Here is an 18,598-nt window from a genome sequence, read left to right as displayed (position 1 = left end):
TGTTTTTATCATTATATGTTTTTATTTTGTTAATTCCCAAATTATTGAATCGATATATGAACATCTAAACCAGCTTCATTAGTTGAAGAGGGGGTTATTCTTGCTGCTCCCTGTGGTTTTACAGAAGAATTTTTATAGAATACTGATAGAGTGACCTTTGCACTTATTACGTATTTAATTCTTGGTTCAATGGTTGTTCGTAAGGTTCCATCCTGTGGTGTTCCTGCTTCTGTAAACTGACTCATATTATAAACTACAACTGAATTTGTACTTGTTGTATATGAAAAAGAAATTTCAATATCGTTCTTTAATGATACACCAAACAATGGAACTTCAAATCCAGTTTTTGAATAACTTGCAGAAATGCCAATATCTTTAGAGAATGACTCAGTTATATTCCTTGTTGACGCTCCAAGATCATAACCGGTCTTAGTTCCATATTTAATATTGCCGGTCAGGTTACCATTCCATAAAGAATTAAAAGTTAAATTCAGGCCAATCAATGGAGCAAAACCATAACTAACTTTTTGTGTTTGAACAACTTGTCTGCCATCAGGATCGATTTTCCAGCCTTCTGAATAATCTGATGAATATGCATGAGTTAAAGAAACTTTCTTTGCCCACGATTTAAAAACAGTATACTTCTCAAGTCCATCCCAGGTAAAACTCCAATTTGGTCTTGGTATATATTTCATAAATTCTTTTAGAAACGGAAGCTTGGATACAATTGGAAAAGTTTCGAAGCCGGATACAAATGCGTCAGAAAGATTATCTGATTCCGGATTATAAAGTTCGTTCACCTTCTTAATTCCACTTTTAAAGAAAAGAATAGGAGGAAATGAAACAAACGATCTTGATATACTTCCTGTTGAATTAATGCTTGAAATAGAAGCAACGCCAAAAGTATCGGTTTTTATTGTTGTAGCTTTGCTTACCTGCCAATTAACTTTCCACTTTAATTCAATATTAGCACCTTCCCACAGTGGACGTGAAGTTCTGAAATCAATATTGTTTCGCTGAGAAAGATTATCCGATAAATTACCGTTTGGTGCCCGCGCACCAACGTCATTAGAAAAACCAAGCATAAAGGCTCTGGAAGGACCATTTCTATTTTTCTGATTATATCCAAAGAAGTTTGCAATTCCAGATCCGGTTCCTTGAATTCCAGATTTTTGTACTGAGTTATCGTTGGAAAAATTAATCTGGATAGTTTCATAATCGAAAAACAAATAACGTATTGCGGATTTAAATGCCTGCAAACCAATTTTAATAGGAGATTCTGAAGGAACAAGTTCTGACGAATCTATTGGAGTTTTAGTAACAGCAAGAGAATCTATAATCTTTGTGTTTACTTTTGCTAAAGAATCCGGTTTAATACCGCTCTTAATTTTCGCAAGGGAATCAGTCTTAACTCCAGTTTTTATTTTTGCAATCGAATCAGCTATAACCCCGCCATTAATTTTATTGAGAGAATCTGGAATAATTTTATCCTTTAACTTTCCAAGTGAATCAGCATTTATATTTACATCTTGTTTTAATCCCTGATCTGGCTGCCGTTGACCTCTTTCCTGCCTTACCCTGTTTTCACCAGTCGGAGTTTTTTCTCTTGTTCTTGTAGTTGGTTGTTTTACAGGTGGTGCAACTTTTTTCTCTTCTTCTTTGAACAATGGGGCAACTAAGGATTTTAATTTTAATTGAATTGAAGCATTAACTTTATTGTTAAATCCTGCAGCTCTTCCAAGCTCTAACTGCTGAAAATTATTTTGCCACGAGTAAGAAGCACCATAACCCCATGTTAATGTAAAGAATTTATTTATATCCCAAAGCGAAGGAAGCTTTGGAGTTGAACGAAGATCAAAATTCTGCTGGAACTGAAAATCTCTTCCAAAGAATTCCTTACTAAATATATCTTTCCATATTTGACCTTCTGGTCTGCCTATTTGGATTTCGGGACTATTTGGATCAGTAATAGTTAAAAGATGGGCAAGAGATGAAGAAAAATCGAAACTATAATTAATGCCTAAATTAAAGAAGCCACCTTCAGAAAGTTTCCATTGTAATGAAAAGTTTCGTGTAGATTTAAAATCGCGTGCATATGCAGGTTTAGTATTAATTCCACGCTGTAAACTAAAATTATAATTTCTGGAAGCAGTCATATTCCAGGTAAATGATTGCGGTGTAAAATAAAATTTTACATTTCGGTAATCAGAAAATATTTCAACTACAGTTCCAAATACGGGAATGTTGGCAGGATAGAAAAAATTATTCTGGCTAAGATTTAGCTGGTAACCCATATTTGCACTCCACTGCCAACTATTAGACATAATAATTGTGGGACTTCTTCCGAAAGTTTTATTATAGTTAAATCCCCACTGCAAATTATTGAAGAAATCTTTTGCCAGCCAAAACTGCGATGGGATTTTTAATTTGATCCCTGCAAGTGTCCAAGTTTCTGAAGTATTTATTGATCTGGTTGATTCAATAAAAGAAGCAACGCTATCTGCCGAAACTCCATTTCTTGTTAATTGTTCAGCAGCTTTAGCAACTTTTACATCAGTACCAGGTTGATATATTGGTTTGGAAAGCTGTTCAGTTCTTGCATAATTAATTTTAAGATTGCTGCCAGGCAGGTTAAATGGCAAAAGTTTTAAAATATCCAGGTCTACATTTACTCCCCAACTGCGCGAATCCAACCGGTTACCAAATCTATCTGACAATTTATGAAAGTTAGGATTTGTTTGACTTGTATTAAAATTAACTGTTGCAATATCACCAATATTAAATTTAGCGGATGCGCTATACGCCCAACCAGATTGATCATCGGCACCAATTACTCTTAGTTCATTCACCCAAACATCACCGGATATAGGTCCAATTATTCCTTTGCCTTTGGGATTTAGTACTCCAGCCATAAAGAAAGATATTTTTGTTAAAGCCGGACTTCCCTTAATTCTGTAATAGTGTCCGGGCATTCCAGGAACTTCCAACTGTGGTTCTTTATTCTTGCTTGTATCTCTAAGCTGTTTTAGCGTAGTAAGTTCATCAAACTTAATGCTTAAATCCTGCCATCCTTTTTGAACCGGAAGACGGTATTCATAATAGTTTGATGTATCTGAGCCAAATCTAAAATATGTTTCTGCGGCTAACGAATCCTTATTAACATAATCAGAAATATTGTAACCACCTCTTTCATCACCATGGATAAAAAGTTTCATTTCCTTATAATTGAAAAGATCCATTGGTCTAAGATATTTAACAACTTGTCTTTCATCTCCATCTTTCAGATCATTTAGAATTAACGACAATGATTGTTCATTTCTAAATACCTGTTCATCCGGTTTACTTCTGTCTCTTTCCTGTGCTACGCCAGGTGGTAAATAATAAGTTGGATAATTATCTTCATAGTTAGCAACGGACAGAGTTAGTACGGAATCTTCAGGAATATTTTGAGGAACAACTTTTTGCCACTGGTTACCCGCAAGGTTAAATTCAGCTAAACGAATATGAACCGGTTCACTTACACCATCAACCCAAAGACGAATATACTCGATGATAGAAAAACTTGGATCGCCAATTTTGGTTTTAAAATCTTTAAGCGGAATTCTGAATTGGAACCAGTTTGCGTTAGTTCCGCCACCACCACCAGTAATATATGGATTAGTAACTTTGCTTGTATCGAGAGGAATTTCGTACCTGAAATAACTATCAAGCTGATCTAATGTTAAATTGCGGTTTAAATCTTCTGTATCCGGAAATCTTCCTGCATCAATTGATATAGCATTTCCTTCAGTTCCATTGATATGCGAATAGTCTGTATTATCACCAGATAACGCTAATGAGTAATTGTCTCCACTTGGGTCCGCTTCAGTAGTATTATACTTTTCATTTTCCTGCGGATCAAATAAGCCGTCTAAACCGGTATCTTCTCCATTATCAATCAAGTCATTTTCATTTTTATCTTCAGTATCAAGCTTACCGTTTGGAATTGCATCTTCAGAAATTTTTCCAAGATCTAAATATAATTTTGCAGTTGATGGCGCACCGTGTAATGGTTTATTTAAACTACTTGCACTTAGGTTAAGCCAAAATTCAATGAACTCAATATTTTCTTCAACAAGGTTGTTTGCTGTGGAGGATAATATTTTCATTATTCCGCCCCACGATTTCTGAGGATCTTCTAATCTTGGTTTATAATTATATGTTCCTTTTTGTTTTGGATCGAAGACATAATCAAGTACCGTAACTAATTCATCACCTTTAGCTACCTGTTTTCTTTTGCCCCATATTGATTGCACGCTCACATCAGATGGAATTCTTGTGTACCACCAGCTTTTTCCTTTATAAAACATTTGGACAGATTTTGCTGAATCTTTTATAAATGGTAAACTATTTGGAACGCTTGGTTCATGCCAGGCAGTATAAGATAATCCAATTGGAATTGTTTTTTTGGTGCCTTCAAAATCATCAATGTAAGCAATGCTCTTTCCCAGATCGCCGGAAATTGTACTTTTCTTTGTATTAGGGTCTGGATTTATGTAGGCAAATTCTCCCTGAACAGAAAATGAAGACATCGTTCTTGTTGGTATTAGGTAACTAATTCCTTTTGTGATAAATGGTAAATCGACTGCTGTCTTGAAATCAAGACCATATATTGAATTGTTCAAAGGTTCTTCACCAATTCTTACTTTATCACTTAGAGTTTGTTGATTTAAATTCAATGCAGAAAAACCGAGAATCGTCTTTTGCGAAAAATTAAACTCACCGCGCAAACCAATTAGTGTTTTAGAGGCAAGCTGGAAAAGATCATTTTGTTCGTAAGAAATTTTAAGATCGGCGCCAGGTACAAGTGCGGCAGGATTTTTAACTGTCACCTGCCCAACATTATAATCAACAACAAAGTCGGTTCCTTCTTTTAAGTCTAATCCACCTAACCGGACTTTAACAGAATTTTCTACAATTCCTGTAAAACCAAGATTAAAAGTGGATGATGAAGCAGCAGAATATTTTCCTGTAATTAAAAATCTATCTTTTGTACCCTCTCTCTGCGCAAAAGTTGTTGTCATACTGTAGACTGCATCATAACGTAAAGAATCTGTAAGATTTTTTGGGAATTGCGCACCGAACGGTTGAAGAACCGGAAAAATAATTTCTCCTGTTTCAACAAAAATTGTCCTGTTTGGTAAAAAGTCGAATTTGCTATCTGGACCTGCAACATTACCATCGCTAACCAGATCGAGACCAAAGGCATTAAGCAATGGTTTTCCATTTTTTTGATTGACCGGATCGCCAGTAGGTTCATTGTAAACAATATCAAGCACAAAACCTTCCTGGTTTACACTGCGCCCACCAATTGGATAAATATTTTTCAATTGCAAAGCCCAGGCTTCTGCATATTGTGGCTGCAGGTTTGATGGTTTTACTAATTTAAGAACTAATTTTTTTGTTGTGTCCGCTGCAATTTCATTTCCAACCAATTCACCATAAAACAAATCATCTTCATTACTGTTAGTATTCGGTCCTTCAGTTCGGTAGGCTACAGCAATTACATCATTTTCCTGCACCTGTGTTTTTAATGTTATATAGCCTGTCTCTGGATGTAATTCGTAATCAATCCCCTGGCTTAACTTAACAAATCTTCCATTTTCAATTAAACCAGCAGCAGTGGAATCTTTTCGATATTTTTCATCGTACACAAGATTTGTTTTGGTAACAGAGGGTAAATTTAAATAAGCATTTGCTTGCCTTTCTGTTCCATTATCTCTTTGTCCTGTTTTTGTTTTCCACACTTCAATATCTTTTACTCGTACCTCTGGTACAATTTCCGGAGTTGCATTAGCATAATAACGTCTGAAGTAATCTTTTCCCAATGAAGTATCAGCATAACTATAGTCTAGGAAATAATGATTTTTAGAATATTGGTATGCATGTATTTGAAAGTCCTGCGAAGTAGAACCGCCGCTAATTGAAACTTCTTTTACTTCTCCTTTTTTCTGGGAAGCTAACGCAGTTAAATTCAAAGGTCCCATTTGGAATTGAGCTTTAATACCGAACAATGCTTCACCTCCGCCAACAAGGGGTGAAGTTTGAAGAGAAACATTTCCAGCCTCTACACTTTGAACAATTTCATCTGCATAACCTTTATACTTAAGCTTAAGTTGATTCTCATACTCAAATGTTCTTTCCGTATTCCAATCAGCGCCAATCGTTAATTTATCTCCAATTGTTCCGTTAACATTTATTTGCACCTGCTGTTTAAAGTCCGGTTCGTTCCTTGTATTGCCGAGTAATGAGGCAGTAACACCTTCCGTCTTTTCACTACGCCATGCACCATGAATATCTACGGCTCCACCAATTCTTAAATTAATTACCGGTGGACCAAAAATGCTAAGGAATCCAACACTGGGGAGTGGTATATCAATGTTAGTTATATCGGTTAATAGCTGACTTAAATCTTTATTGGCAGCTTTTAGTTCATATTTATAAGCAATGTCTTCCCAAATATTTCTGTTGTTGGCTTTTAATCTAAGATTAATATATTCATCAAGTGGAATTCTTAACAAAACTTTTGTTTCTTGCCCGGCAATTTTTTCTTTTATTTCAACAAAATTTCCGGTTGAGTCTAAAGTTACAGTTCTTGTAGATTGTGAGGAAGAAGGATAGGCGAAAAACTTAGATCGTTTTGGTGGAGTAAAGTCAGTGTAAACATTATCCTTTCTATGGTAACGGAATTGCTCCATTCTGGCTGTAGAATCCAAAAAAAGTGTTTTAGGTTTTAGAGTTGTGTCAATCTTACTTTTAGCTATTAAACTATCTGATAATTTAATTGAAGTATCAGCAGGAGATAAAGTATCCGCATCACGCTTCCTGGGAGTTTCCAATGAATCAGGTTTGCCAAGTGATTGATTAAATTTACCATTTAGCAGATCAACTGAATTGTCTTGAGGAATTGGGTTTACATTAGAACCTTTTTCACTGGCTTGTAGTAATTCAGAAATTTCATTTGAATTTTGTTCGGAAAGAATTTTTATCGGATTAGAATCCGAATAAGAATTTAAATAAGCAAAGTATATATTAAAAAAAGTGGAATCATCGACCTGAGATGGTTGAGAAGTGAATCCGACGGAAAGTAAACCGTAAGTTACGCAAACGATAAATACAGCTACTTTAATACTCTCATGGAGAGCTTTCATTAAATATGTTTTTATTCTATCTACCTAAAGAAGTTTAAAAAAACGTATTGTAAATTTAATTCGCTAAAACTCTCCTTTTTTGTTTGAAAATCTATTTATTTTCAACTATAAATTCAAATTTATTTTAGGGAAAAATTTTTGCTTCATAAAAAGTGAACTACACCATAATTACCTGGCGATATCTTTGGCATTTGTTTTTTCAGAAATTACTTCAACAATTTTGTTATTCTCTACAATTGCACAACTTAGTTTATTACCTGCACAGGCACCTGTATCAATATACACAGCGTTAGCTCTTGTATCGATGCGAACCTCTGACTGTTTGGAATGACCAACCAGTTGCAGTTTTCCCATGTTTAGCAGTTTTTGTCTGGACCATAAAATACCATCCTCTTCTTCCCAAATAGATTCGATTAAGGGTGCAACAGATCGCAAATCTTCCCGAAAATTTTTCGGAAGTTTTGATTTGTATTTATCTGCTATACCTGCATGAGAAATAAAACAATCCGGCAAATCGTAAAATAATGGAGCAGAACGAATAAAATTTAAATGCGAAGAAATCATATCAACCTTGCTAGAATATGAACGCATAGTAGCTTCGTTTCCATTGTAAATCCAAGCCCGTGCAAATAAACTTTCTGGTTTCTTAAAAAAATCGTAAAACATATAATCGTGATTGCCAGGAGTAAATCTAATTACATTATCAATAAAAAAATTAACAACTTCAAAGCTATAATTTCCGCGGTCAACCAAATCACCTACAGATAATACCGGGATGTTATTGTATTTTGTAACAACTTTAGTGTACAGTGTTTCCAGAGTAAAATAACAACCGTGTACATCACCAATAACTGCAACCATTTTAATCCATTCTACTTGGGCTGTATTAAAATTAAATAAATTCTACAACCCAGAAATTGAAAAATGAAAATACATACTTTAGGTTATAATCGAAAATGGAATTCCCCTTTTTTTCTTGTCGAATTCAGACCAGTTTAGCTTCGCCAGTTTTGGGTATTCAATAACCAGGTTATAGAATCCGGCAACCATTTTTTTTCTACTCATTAAATTACACGGATATTTGTCAGATTTTATAATTGGCTTTTGCAAATTCAGTTAACCCATCTTTAAAAGCTGGATGAGAAATATTAATTAATGCTTTGGCTCTTTCACGGACAGATTTTCCATAAAGATGAGCTACCCCATATTCGGTAACTACATAATGAACATCGCCGCGCGATGTAACCACCCCAGCCCCTGGTTTTAAGGTTGTAACGATGCGTGAAATTTTAAAATCTTTTGTAGTTGATGGGAGCGCAATAATTGGTTTACCTCCATCAGAATGTGCGGCTCCGCGAACAAAATCTACCTGACCGCCAATCCCGCTATAAAACTTCGTTCCAATTGAATCTGCACAAACTTGTCCCGTTAGGTCCACTTCAATTGCAGAATTAATTGCAACCATTTTGTTGTTTTTAGCAATAATAAAAGGATCGTTTACATATTCCTGTGGATGGAATTCTGCAATAGGATTATTGTCTATAAAATTGTAGCTTTTTTTTGTACCTAAAATAAATCCTGCAACAATTTTACCGGGATGAAGTGTTTTCTTTTCATTATTTACAATACCATCTTCTATAAGTTCAACAATTCCATCAGAAAACATTTCAGTGTGTATCCCCAGATCCTTTTTGTGTTTTAGGAATTGAAGAACCGCATCCGGAATAGCACCAATACCCATTTGCAAAGTAGAACCATCCTCAATCAGGTCCGCAATGTGGCTGCCAATTTTATTAAAAATATCTTTTGTTTCTTCAGTAAGATCAGGATCAACCTGGGCAAGTTCCTGAATTGCTTCATCGTACTCTACAATATGTTTTATTTTGCTTACGTGGATAAAACTATCACCCAATGTGCGCGGCATATTCTTGTTGATCTGAGCGATAATTACTTTAGATTTTTCTGCTGGTGTTTTAATTGTTCCAACATCAACACCGTAACTGCAAAAACCATGTTCATCCGGTGGAGATACATTAATTAATGCAACATCCGATTTAATGATTCCATTCTTAAACAATAATGGAACTTCAGAAAGAAAGATTGGAACAAAATCAGCCCGCCCTTCATTTATAGCTTTTCTTGTATTTCCTCCGATAAAAAATGCAGTGTGTCTAAAATGTTTTTCCATACCAGGATCTGTATACGGAAGCGGTCCAACCGTTAAGATATGATAGAGGTTTACATTTGCTAACTCATCTTTTCTCCTAACCATAGCTCTAACCAATTCCATTGGAACAGCGCAACCAGGTTGTACTACAATATTATCATATGATTTTATTACTTTAACTGCTTCATCGGAAGATACCACCTTGGACATATAATTTTTAACCCAGGCAGCGCCTCTTGGTTTATTCACTCCAACACCTTCAATTATCATGCTTGCACTCGTTTTTAGTTAGTTGAAAAAATATGGAGTCTTCTATATTCAAAATTAAAAATTTCTGCAATATGTTCGTTAGAACAAAAACCGTTAAAGGTACAAACACCTTTAGCTAACCCGGCATCACTTAAAAGCGCATTACCTAATCCATTATCAGCAATATTAATTAAATATTCGATTGAGGCATTTGTTAACCCAAAGCTTGCAGTTCTTGGAACTAAGGCTGGTAAGTTAGGAACGCAATAATGAATTACATCATGCTGAATAAATATTGGATCAGAAATAGAAGTTGGATGACTGGTTGCAATACATCCACCCTGATCGATAGATACATCAACTATAACCGCTCCTTTCTTCATCGACTTTACCATTTCTTCAGTAACAACGTGTGGGGATTTTTCTCCTTTAATAAGAACTGCGCCGATTAGAACATCCGCAAACTTTGCACCTCTTGCCACCGTGTAAGGATTTGCAACAACAGTTGTAACTCTTTTGTTAAACAGGAAATCAATATTTTTTAATCTGTTCACATCTTTATCCAGAATGATAACTTGTGCACCTCTTCCAAGAGCAGAACGTGCGGCATTTCTTCCAACTACACCTGCACCCAAAATTACAACCGCTGACGGAGCTACCCCAGTAATTCCTCCCATCAATATTCCCCGGCTAACATTAAGTCCAGCTTGTAAATATCTTTCGCCAATTTCAACTGCAACCTGTCCGGCTATTTCACTCATAGTTTGCAGCACATTTAAGTTTCCATCAGCTTCAATAAGTTCATAACTAATTGAAGTTATTTTTTTTGCAAGTAAGCTATCAAGAACTTTCTTTTTAGAAATTTCCAAATGATGGAATGCAAAAATTGTTTGCTCTTCCTGCAAAAGCTCTGTTTCATTTTCAGAAAGTGGGGCAATTTTGGTAATAACCTCAGCCCGTTGATAAACTTCTTCTGCACGGTAAACAACATTAGCCCCAACTTTTCTGTATTCTTCATCAGTAAAATGGCAACCAGCACCTGCACCGGCTTCAATAAAAACACTATGTCCATTAGTGATAAGTGAATCTACTCCAGCAGGTGCCAGAGCAACTCTTTTCTCTTCCAACCTGGTTTCTTTTGGTATGCCTATTCTCATATTATACTTTAGTTGATTGAAAAAATATGTTTTTACTATTGCAAGTTAATTATCAGTAGGTCATTAGTCAATAGATATACTAAATGGAAAATAGTTTTCCTTAAATAGATATAATGGGATAAGGTATATTTCCACACTTTGCACTTTATACCTCTATACCAAACGACTCAATAAAGCAGACTCATTAAAGAAACCAATAACCAATTTATTTCAAGTGTAGTTTAGCCGTTAATCAATTCATTTACAGTCCAAATATACAATCAGATAATGACGACTCCATCCAATGGTTTGCAAAATCCCAGATTTAATCTTCAGTCCATAATCATTACTCTGAAATCCGCAATCATCAATCCACAATCGTAACCGGTTTCTTGCCTTTTAATACGTTGATGATATTCATTGCTGCCAGTTTTGCCATTCCACTTCTCGCTTCGAATGTTGCACTTCCTAAATGCGGAAGTAAAACAACATTTGGAAGTTTAAATAATTCTTTGTTCAGTTCCGGCTCATTTTCATAAACATCAAAGCCAGCAGAAAAGATTTTTCCAGCTTTTAACATATTTATCAATTCCTTTTCATCTGCAATTTCACCTCGTGCTGTATTAATAAAAATAACTTTTTCCTTCATTAGATTTAATTTTTCTTTATCTAAAAGATGATATGTTTCTTTGGTAAGCGGTAAGTGAACAGAAATGATATCTGAATTTTTAAGAAGTTGAGTTAAAGAAACTTTTTTTGCCCCGGATGATTTTTCCAACCCCAGATTTTGGGTTTTACTGAAATAAACAATGTTGGTTCCAAATGCTTTAGCCCGGATTGCCACTGCAGTCCCAATTCTACCAGCGCCAATAATCCCAAATGTTTTTCCTTTTAATTCAACACCCAGCAACAACTCCGGTTTCCAACCAGTAAAATTATTTTTACTAACAAACTGATGCCCTGCGATGATGTTTCTTGCACAACATAAAACCAGTGCAATCGTTAAATCAGCCGTGGCATCTGTAAGAATATCCGGTGTATTTGTAATTATTATATTTTTCCTTTTAGCTGATATTAAATCAATGTTGTTGTACCCAACAGCATAGTTAGCAATTATTTTACAATTCTTAAGTTCATTAATTACTGTTGCATCAAAATTATCTGTTAGCAATGCAATAATACCATCAGCATCTTTGGAATATTTAATTAATTCATTTTTAGAAATTGGTTTATCTTTTCCATAAACAACTACATCAATTCCATTTTGTATTAATAATTCAACTGCTATATCAGGAATTTTCCGGGTAATAAAAACTTTCATTTACAAACCTATTTTATCCAAACAACATTTTCACGATAAACAAGGCACCAAGTGCTCCGGCTATATCCGCCAATAAACCTGCAGCCAATGCGTGACGCGTTCTAACAACACTTACAGAACCAAAATAAACTGCTAACACATAAAATGTGGTTTCAGAACTACCAAAAAATGTTGATACAAGTATTCCGATAAAAGAATCAGTCCCATGAACTTTCATTATCTCTGCCATAATTCCAAGTGATCCGCTACCGGATAATGGGCGCATTAAAGCCATTGGAAGCGCTTCGGCAGGCATTCCAATTAAATCTGTAGCCGGACGAAGTAGAAGTATCAAAAAATCCATTGCTCCGCCAGCTCTAAAAATTCCTATTGCCACAAGCATTGCAACTAAGTAAGGAATAATTCTTATAGCAACATTAAATCCTTCTTTGGCACCTTCGATAAACTTCTCATAAATTTTAACCTTCTTAAAAATACCGTAGGTTACAAATGTGAAAATTATTAATGGTATAGCTAAAGCAGAAACGACCTGAATAATATTTTTGAAAAGATCAGGATTAATAAAACTTAACGCCGAACCAATTAAGGCTCCAACTCCGGTAGCAATCAGACCAGAAATTAAAGCAATGGCTACAAGCAAAAAAGCTAACGGACGCAAATTTGATTTAACCCAATTCCCAAATTCACTTTTCTTAATCGGAAATTTCTCTAAAATTTTTGCGGATGTTACTCCAACTATTGTTGCGCAGGTTGCTCCAAAAATAGATGTACCAATTATAATTGCTGGATCAGAGCTTCCCATCGAGGCTCTAATTGCAATTGCCGAGGCTGGAATAAAAGTTAATCCAGCGGTATTTATTGCCAGGAATGTGCACATTGCATTTGTTGCAGTTCCTTTTTCTGGATTTATTTTATCTAATTCCTCCATGGCTTTCAATCCAAAAGGAGTAGCTGCATTAGAAAGCCCAAGCATATTTGCAGAGATATTCATTATCATTGCGCCAACTGCCGGGTGATCTGATGGCACATCCGGAAATAAAAATCTGGTTATTGGTTTTAGTGCATTCGCCATAATTTTAATTAAGCCAGCTTCTTCTGCTATCTTCATAATTCCAAGCCACAATGCCATTATACCAATTAATCCGAGCGCAATGTTTACAGCGGTGCCGGCATATTCCAGAGCGGAGTTTGTAACTTCCCGCATTTTTGCAAATGATATTTCTTCCAAAATAATTTTACCTTCAACATCGGTTGGAGAAAGAAAATTATTTACCAAGAATGTGCCGTTAAGATCATCCTCCTTTCCAGTAACTTTTGCCATCTGTTTCCAGATTGCCGGAGTATTATCATTTACTTTTAAAAAGAGAGTTATACTTTTTTTAATTTTGTCGAAGGTTAACCTGGCTGGCTGTTCAAAATCATTTTTTAAATTTGCCTGATAGTATGAATTAAAAGTCTTTGCTCCGACTTTTATTTTTACATCAAACGTTTTTGAAGAATCCTGGTTAAAAGGTTGGTTAAATTGAACCATAACCGGAATGGGAGTTTTGTTTTGATATTTGTTTTCGCTTTTATCAATAACATCTACCGATAAAGCAACACCAATTCCCAAAACAATAAGTCCGAGCCACACATAATTCAGCATTAATTTCTCCCTTAGTTTGAGGAATAAAATTTTGTCTGCAATTTATGATAGTTTTAGGAAAATTTCCTAAAAGATTTTGAAAATATTATTCAGAGAGATTTTTTATTTGGATTTTCTTATAAAACGGAAGTGAATGGATATTGTTATTGTCCCCAGGTTGGCGGGAATCCTTTCCTGTAAGTAGCTAAATAGCTGTAGGTCGAACAGTCCACCGTGGTGGTGTTCGACCTACTGAACGTGTTTATCGTACTAAAATCATTTTCTTCGAGTATGACTGATCCTTGAACCTGATATTATAGAAATATATTCCTGAAGAAACTTCATTGTCATAAATATCCTTACTATTCCAAACAACTGAATAGCTGCCTGCATTTTTATAATCATTAACCAACGTTTTTACTTCTCTTCCAAGCATATCATAAACTTTAATTGTAACTCTTCCATCTGATGGTAAGTTGTAGCTTATTGTTGTCGTCGGGTTAAATGGGTTTGGATAATTATTGAATAATAGAAATTCCTTTGGCTTAGTTTCCTTTTTAGCTTCTACTTCAGTTAGGTTACTTAAATCTGCTCTTAATAACGTATGCGTTTTACCATTCCAATCATCACCAAAAACATAAGCAGTCTTATCTTTCTTAAGCATTATTAACTGCTTAAATGATGCGGTATATCCTTCTACTTGTGTTTCCCACGTTTCCCCTCCATCTGTTGTTCTAAGTATTCTTCCTGTTCCACTTATCCATCCATATAAACTATCTAAAAAGCTCACATCCCAGAAAGGACCTACATTTTCATATCTCTCTATTTCCCAGTTTTTACCACCATCTTTTGTTTTATAAATATAACCATTGCTAAAACTGCGATTTGTACCAACTGCAAATCCTTTTAATGAATCAATAAATTCAACGCCATATAATAAACTAGTTATGGAATCCTGATATGCCCAGGTTCTGCCGCCGTTTGTTGTGTTGGCTATAATGCCTACATCAGTAATCAAATAGTGACCGCTTAGCATCCATCCGAGACTATCATTCACAAAACACACATCTGATGGTGATAGAAATTCTTTTTGTGTAACATTTCCCTTTTTCCATGAATATCCGCCGTCCGATGTAAACCAACGGTTATTACTGAATGCAATTGCATCTCTCTCGTTAAAAAAATGTATTTTATTAATACCGCTTTGCATCTCATCAATCTTTGATGAATCCCAACTACTACCACCGTTTGGTGTTATTAAAATATTATTACCATGATATACTACGAATAAAAAATCAGGTTCTTTAGTATACATTCTATAAATATCAAAAACACCTATTTCTAATATTTTTTTCTCCCAGCTTTTGCCTCCATCAGTAGTTCGAAATAGTTTATTATAACAATCCCCATAAGGTTTTATTAATCGTAAAGTCGTATAAATCCATCCAGTATCTTTATTTGTAAAAACGACATTTGCATATTCTCCTAAAGTGTCGGCAGCCGAAGGAAATACTGGAATTATCCTTTCCAATATTTGTGGAAAAATACTATTACATAAAAATATTGTTATCAATATAAAAATTAGAAAAATTTTAGAGTGGATTTTTTTTTTCATAATACCTGCCCAATTTATAACAAAAGCGGGATAGCTAAATATCCCGCTATTGGTTTTTGATTATTTAGTCAAAACTAATTTTGCTGATTTTTCAACTGTGTTATAATTACCTCTTGTTTTGAATTTTATCTTATAAATATAAACACCGCTTGATACTGACTCTCCATTCTCGTTTCGTCCATCCCAGGTTATTTCATTATAACCGGCTTGTTGTGAACTGACATTATAAGTTTTTAATTCTCTTCCAAGCATATCATAAATATTTAATTCAACAGAAGATTCCTTTGGAAGTGAATATTTTATTGTTGTAGTTGGATTGAATGGGTTGGGATAATTGCCAAGAAGGCTATATTCTGAAGGTAATTCCGATTCTGTTAATTCATTATCACCGACTCTCTTTGAAAAGATCAAATTCCCACCAGGATTAACCTGTATATCAGCTCTAAAATATTTTACTAACGGTCCTGTAATTTCAAGAGTTGCCCCATTTTCAACAACAATTCTTTGATTATCACCAATAAAAAGAAACGCATAGCTTCTAACATATACACCGGGTTTAATATACACATAACCATTTACCCATTTTATGCCATTCCAGGTTGTGCTTGATGTAATGTTTCCATTTAATAAATTGCTTGGGTGTGCTGGTGTTGGATTATTTCGAGGATTGAAAAAACCTCTATTATAAAAACCTTTTCCCAAAGAACTTAAATGAGCCTCTCCATATATATCCTGATCAGCTCTCATTACATAAAAAACATGATCTGGAGCAATAATAGAACTGTTTGCATAACTGAATGATTTAAGTAATAGTTTATGGGCGACATCTCTCCCAATATCTCCATAGTTTTGTATATCCATCAGCGTAGAAGCCCAAACTGTGCCACCAGCATACCAGTCTGTCCAATTATCAGGATACTGTACGGTAGAACTTAAATAACGCTGGTCGGGCATTCCATTTAAATCCCAGGGGAAACATACATCCGGTTGGAATGATGAAAGAGTTCTTCTGTAACTAACTGCCATGTAATCAGCAGAACCTTCGCCTATCGTTTTTTCATCTCCATTCCCCAATCCTGTTCCTGTCATAAGAGCATCATGAACTGCATGTGTATATTCATGTATTATTGTATTATGGTCTTCAGCTCCATCAACACCGCCATCACCAAAAAGTATCCATTTATAGTCTGGAATATACGCGGAATTATCATCTTCTATTCCGTGTGCATCAAAATAAATATAATCATGTCCATCCCACTTGGGTGAAAAACCTAAAGAGCCAATGTATTGCCTTTGGGCATCAATAAAATAATAGGCATTTACTTCCTCAAAGCCAGGCTGGCTGCGGTCTAGCAAAAACGAGGCTGTTGTATTACTTACTTGTGGATAATTTGGAGCTGAAATTTGAAAAGATCGGGCATAAGTCCCGGATATCCAATACCAACCATTTTGGTCGGCTGCAGATAAATTAGGTAGAGTTACTGTACTATATGCGCTTTGAATTGCGGTATAATCTGTATTATTTTGATCAGTAAGGTTTGTATTGTTTAGATATGTAACTGGATCCGGAATAAAAACTTTCCCTTGTCCATTTACTAATGCTCTAACATCATCAAACTTTACTATATCACCCGTATTTACGTCTATCAGAATATCCCAACTACCTACAGGTGAATCAGCGGTTATATTTACTTTCCAAACTAAAGTAAGATTGTATAATGAATCCGCGTATATATATAGCTTTTGCTTGGGTTCAGCAATAAGTTGTTTATCATCTATAATCTTTGCTTTTATTTTTGCGTTACTCAGTGCTTTTTCCTTACCAACATTCACAGAAGTATTGTTAAAACCTTTCAATGGAACACAACCGTTTGCAACAGTTGTTACCTGGTTTTTATCATTTATACTAACAACTGTTTCTGAACCATATACAGGTATTCCTTTATAAGTCTGGATGAAACCAACATGTTTTCCGCCGGGACTTTCTATTACTTCAAGCAATTGCAAATCTGAAATATTGTCTATACCAAAAACAGTTTTGTTCTCGTGAAGAAATTGACGTGCAATTTGTTCCGGTGTTCCTTTATAAATTGTTTTATCTGTAGAATACATAATTTCAGCGATCTTAGTTTTTGAATTAATACGCAGGTTATCTCTAAACTCATATGTATCAGATTTGAATTTCTGAGCTATCCCGGTATTAGCGTTTAATAAAAAAATCGCCAAAACAAAGCAGGAAAATTTTAGAACATTTTTGAGACTCATAACGTACTCCTTTTAATTATAATTGCTAATTTAATTAGTAAATTTATCTGGTCATTATGGACCATTCATTAAAACCATTGCTTTCCGTTATTCATTCTTAACTTTTGGAATCGAGGCAAGGAAAAAATAATATTTTTGTTTTATTTGATATCATTGGTTCCCCTGGATGATAGAAATTATTCGTTTATCTTTTTAGATAAATGCAGGTATGTTTTTGTTTTGGCTTGTACTAGTCATATGTACTTCCTCCCAAAATTAATTTATAGAACACAACTATTTAGAACGTATATTTATTAAAAAATAACTGACTTATTGAAGAAACTTAGATTACAAAAGTAACCTGCTTAAATCCGTTATTAATATGCGAAAAAAAAAACAATGATATCAAGAATTTTTTAAGGAGAAAATTTTCCCCAATTTTTCTTGTATAAAAATATTTTGTTGTTTCTTCATCTGTGCTCTTATTTAATTAGGAAGTAATTGAAACTACCTTATAAACCATATCATGTGGTCTAACCCGTTGGCTACATTCAAAAGTAACTTCATCCCCCTTAACCGCTTCCGATATAATTTTTTTGTCAAGAATAATTTGCTTTAACTTTATTTCTACAACACCGGAAGTTGGTCCGATATTTAAAATATCTTCATCAGTTTCAATTGCACCACTTTCGGTTGTTTGCAGTAGTTGATCACCTTCCCGATGAATCCCTTTTTGGTTGTTGCACACTTTCTTAAGTTAGTTGTATATTATTTGAGTAGTTAATAATCCAATGAGAAATATGTAAATCCAATTGGTAAAAACTATGTAGGTCGAACAGTCCACTGTGGTGGAGTCCGACCTACTGAACGTGTTTACCGTACTAAAATCATTTTCTTCGAGTATGACTGATCTGTAATGCTTCAAGTGGAAAAGGAATTTTCAAATTATAATATTTGTAAAATAAAAAATGGAGATTCCAACAATGAGAGAAAGAAAACACTACTCGGCTGAACAAAAAGTAATTATTCTAAGAGAACTTCTTGAAAACAAT

The 18,598-nt window shown here is 34.7% G+C and carries 9 protein-coding genes; all 9 read right to left on the bottom strand.

All coding sequences use genetic code 11. The features are described 5' to 3' along the window. Positions 1-41: 41 nt before the first annotated feature. On the bottom strand, positions 42-7,190 hold the full coding sequence (sprA, locus tag NTX22_03525; protein MCX6149577.1) for a cell surface protein SprA: 7,149 nt from the start codon (positions 7,188-7,190) through the stop codon (positions 42-44). A 168-nt stretch (positions 7,191-7,358) separates the two neighbouring features. Then, on the bottom strand, positions 7,359-8,051 hold the full coding sequence (locus tag NTX22_03520; GenBank protein MCX6149576.1) for a metallophosphoesterase: 693 nt from the start codon (positions 8,049-8,051) through the stop codon (positions 7,359-7,361). Between the two features lie 223 nt (positions 8,052-8,274). Beyond that, positions 8,275-9,627, bottom strand: coding sequence for a 4-hydroxybutyrate CoA-transferase (locus NTX22_03515; GenBank protein ID MCX6149575.1), 1,353 nt, complete (start codon positions 9,625-9,627; stop codon positions 8,275-8,277). A 14-nt stretch (positions 9,628-9,641) separates the two neighbouring features. Continuing rightward, positions 9,642-10,763, bottom strand: coding sequence for an alanine dehydrogenase (locus NTX22_03510; GenBank protein ID MCX6149574.1), 1,122 nt, complete (start codon positions 10,761-10,763; stop codon positions 9,642-9,644). Positions 10,764-11,109: 346 nt separating this feature from the next. Beyond that, on the bottom strand, positions 11,110-12,063 hold the full coding sequence (locus NTX22_03505; protein ID MCX6149573.1) for a D-glycerate dehydrogenase: 954 nt from the start codon (positions 12,061-12,063) through the stop codon (positions 11,110-11,112). A gap of 13 nt (positions 12,064-12,076) precedes the next feature. Beyond that, the gene (locus tag NTX22_03500; GenBank protein MCX6149572.1) at positions 12,077-13,708 is read right to left on the bottom strand and encodes a nucleoside recognition protein; all 1,632 of its coding nucleotides are present in this window, start codon (positions 13,706-13,708) and stop codon (positions 12,077-12,079) included. A 241-nt stretch (positions 13,709-13,949) separates the two neighbouring features. Beyond that, on the bottom strand, positions 13,950-15,302 hold the full coding sequence (locus tag NTX22_03495; GenBank protein MCX6149571.1) for a YCF48-related protein: 1,353 nt from the start codon (positions 15,300-15,302) through the stop codon (positions 13,950-13,952). 60 nt (positions 15,303-15,362) lie between these two features. Further along, positions 15,363-17,567: a T9SS type A sorting domain-containing protein gene (locus tag NTX22_03490; GenBank protein ID MCX6149570.1), complete on the bottom strand. Its 2,205-nt coding sequence runs from the start codon at positions 17,565-17,567 to the stop codon at positions 15,363-15,365. Between the two features lie 469 nt (positions 17,568-18,036). After that, a complete protein-coding gene (locus NTX22_03485; protein MCX6149569.1) occupies positions 18,037-18,294 on the bottom strand; it encodes a hypothetical protein in 258 nt (85 codons plus the stop codon). Between the last annotated feature and the right edge of the window lie 304 nt (positions 18,295-18,598).

The organism is Ignavibacteriales bacterium (genome assembly GCA_026390815.1).
Lineage (GTDB): Bacteria > Bacteroidota > Ignavibacteria > Ignavibacteriales > SURF-24 > JAPLFH01.
The sequence above is the reverse complement of the archived record's forward strand: the minus strand, read 5'-3'. Positions and strand labels throughout refer to the sequence as shown.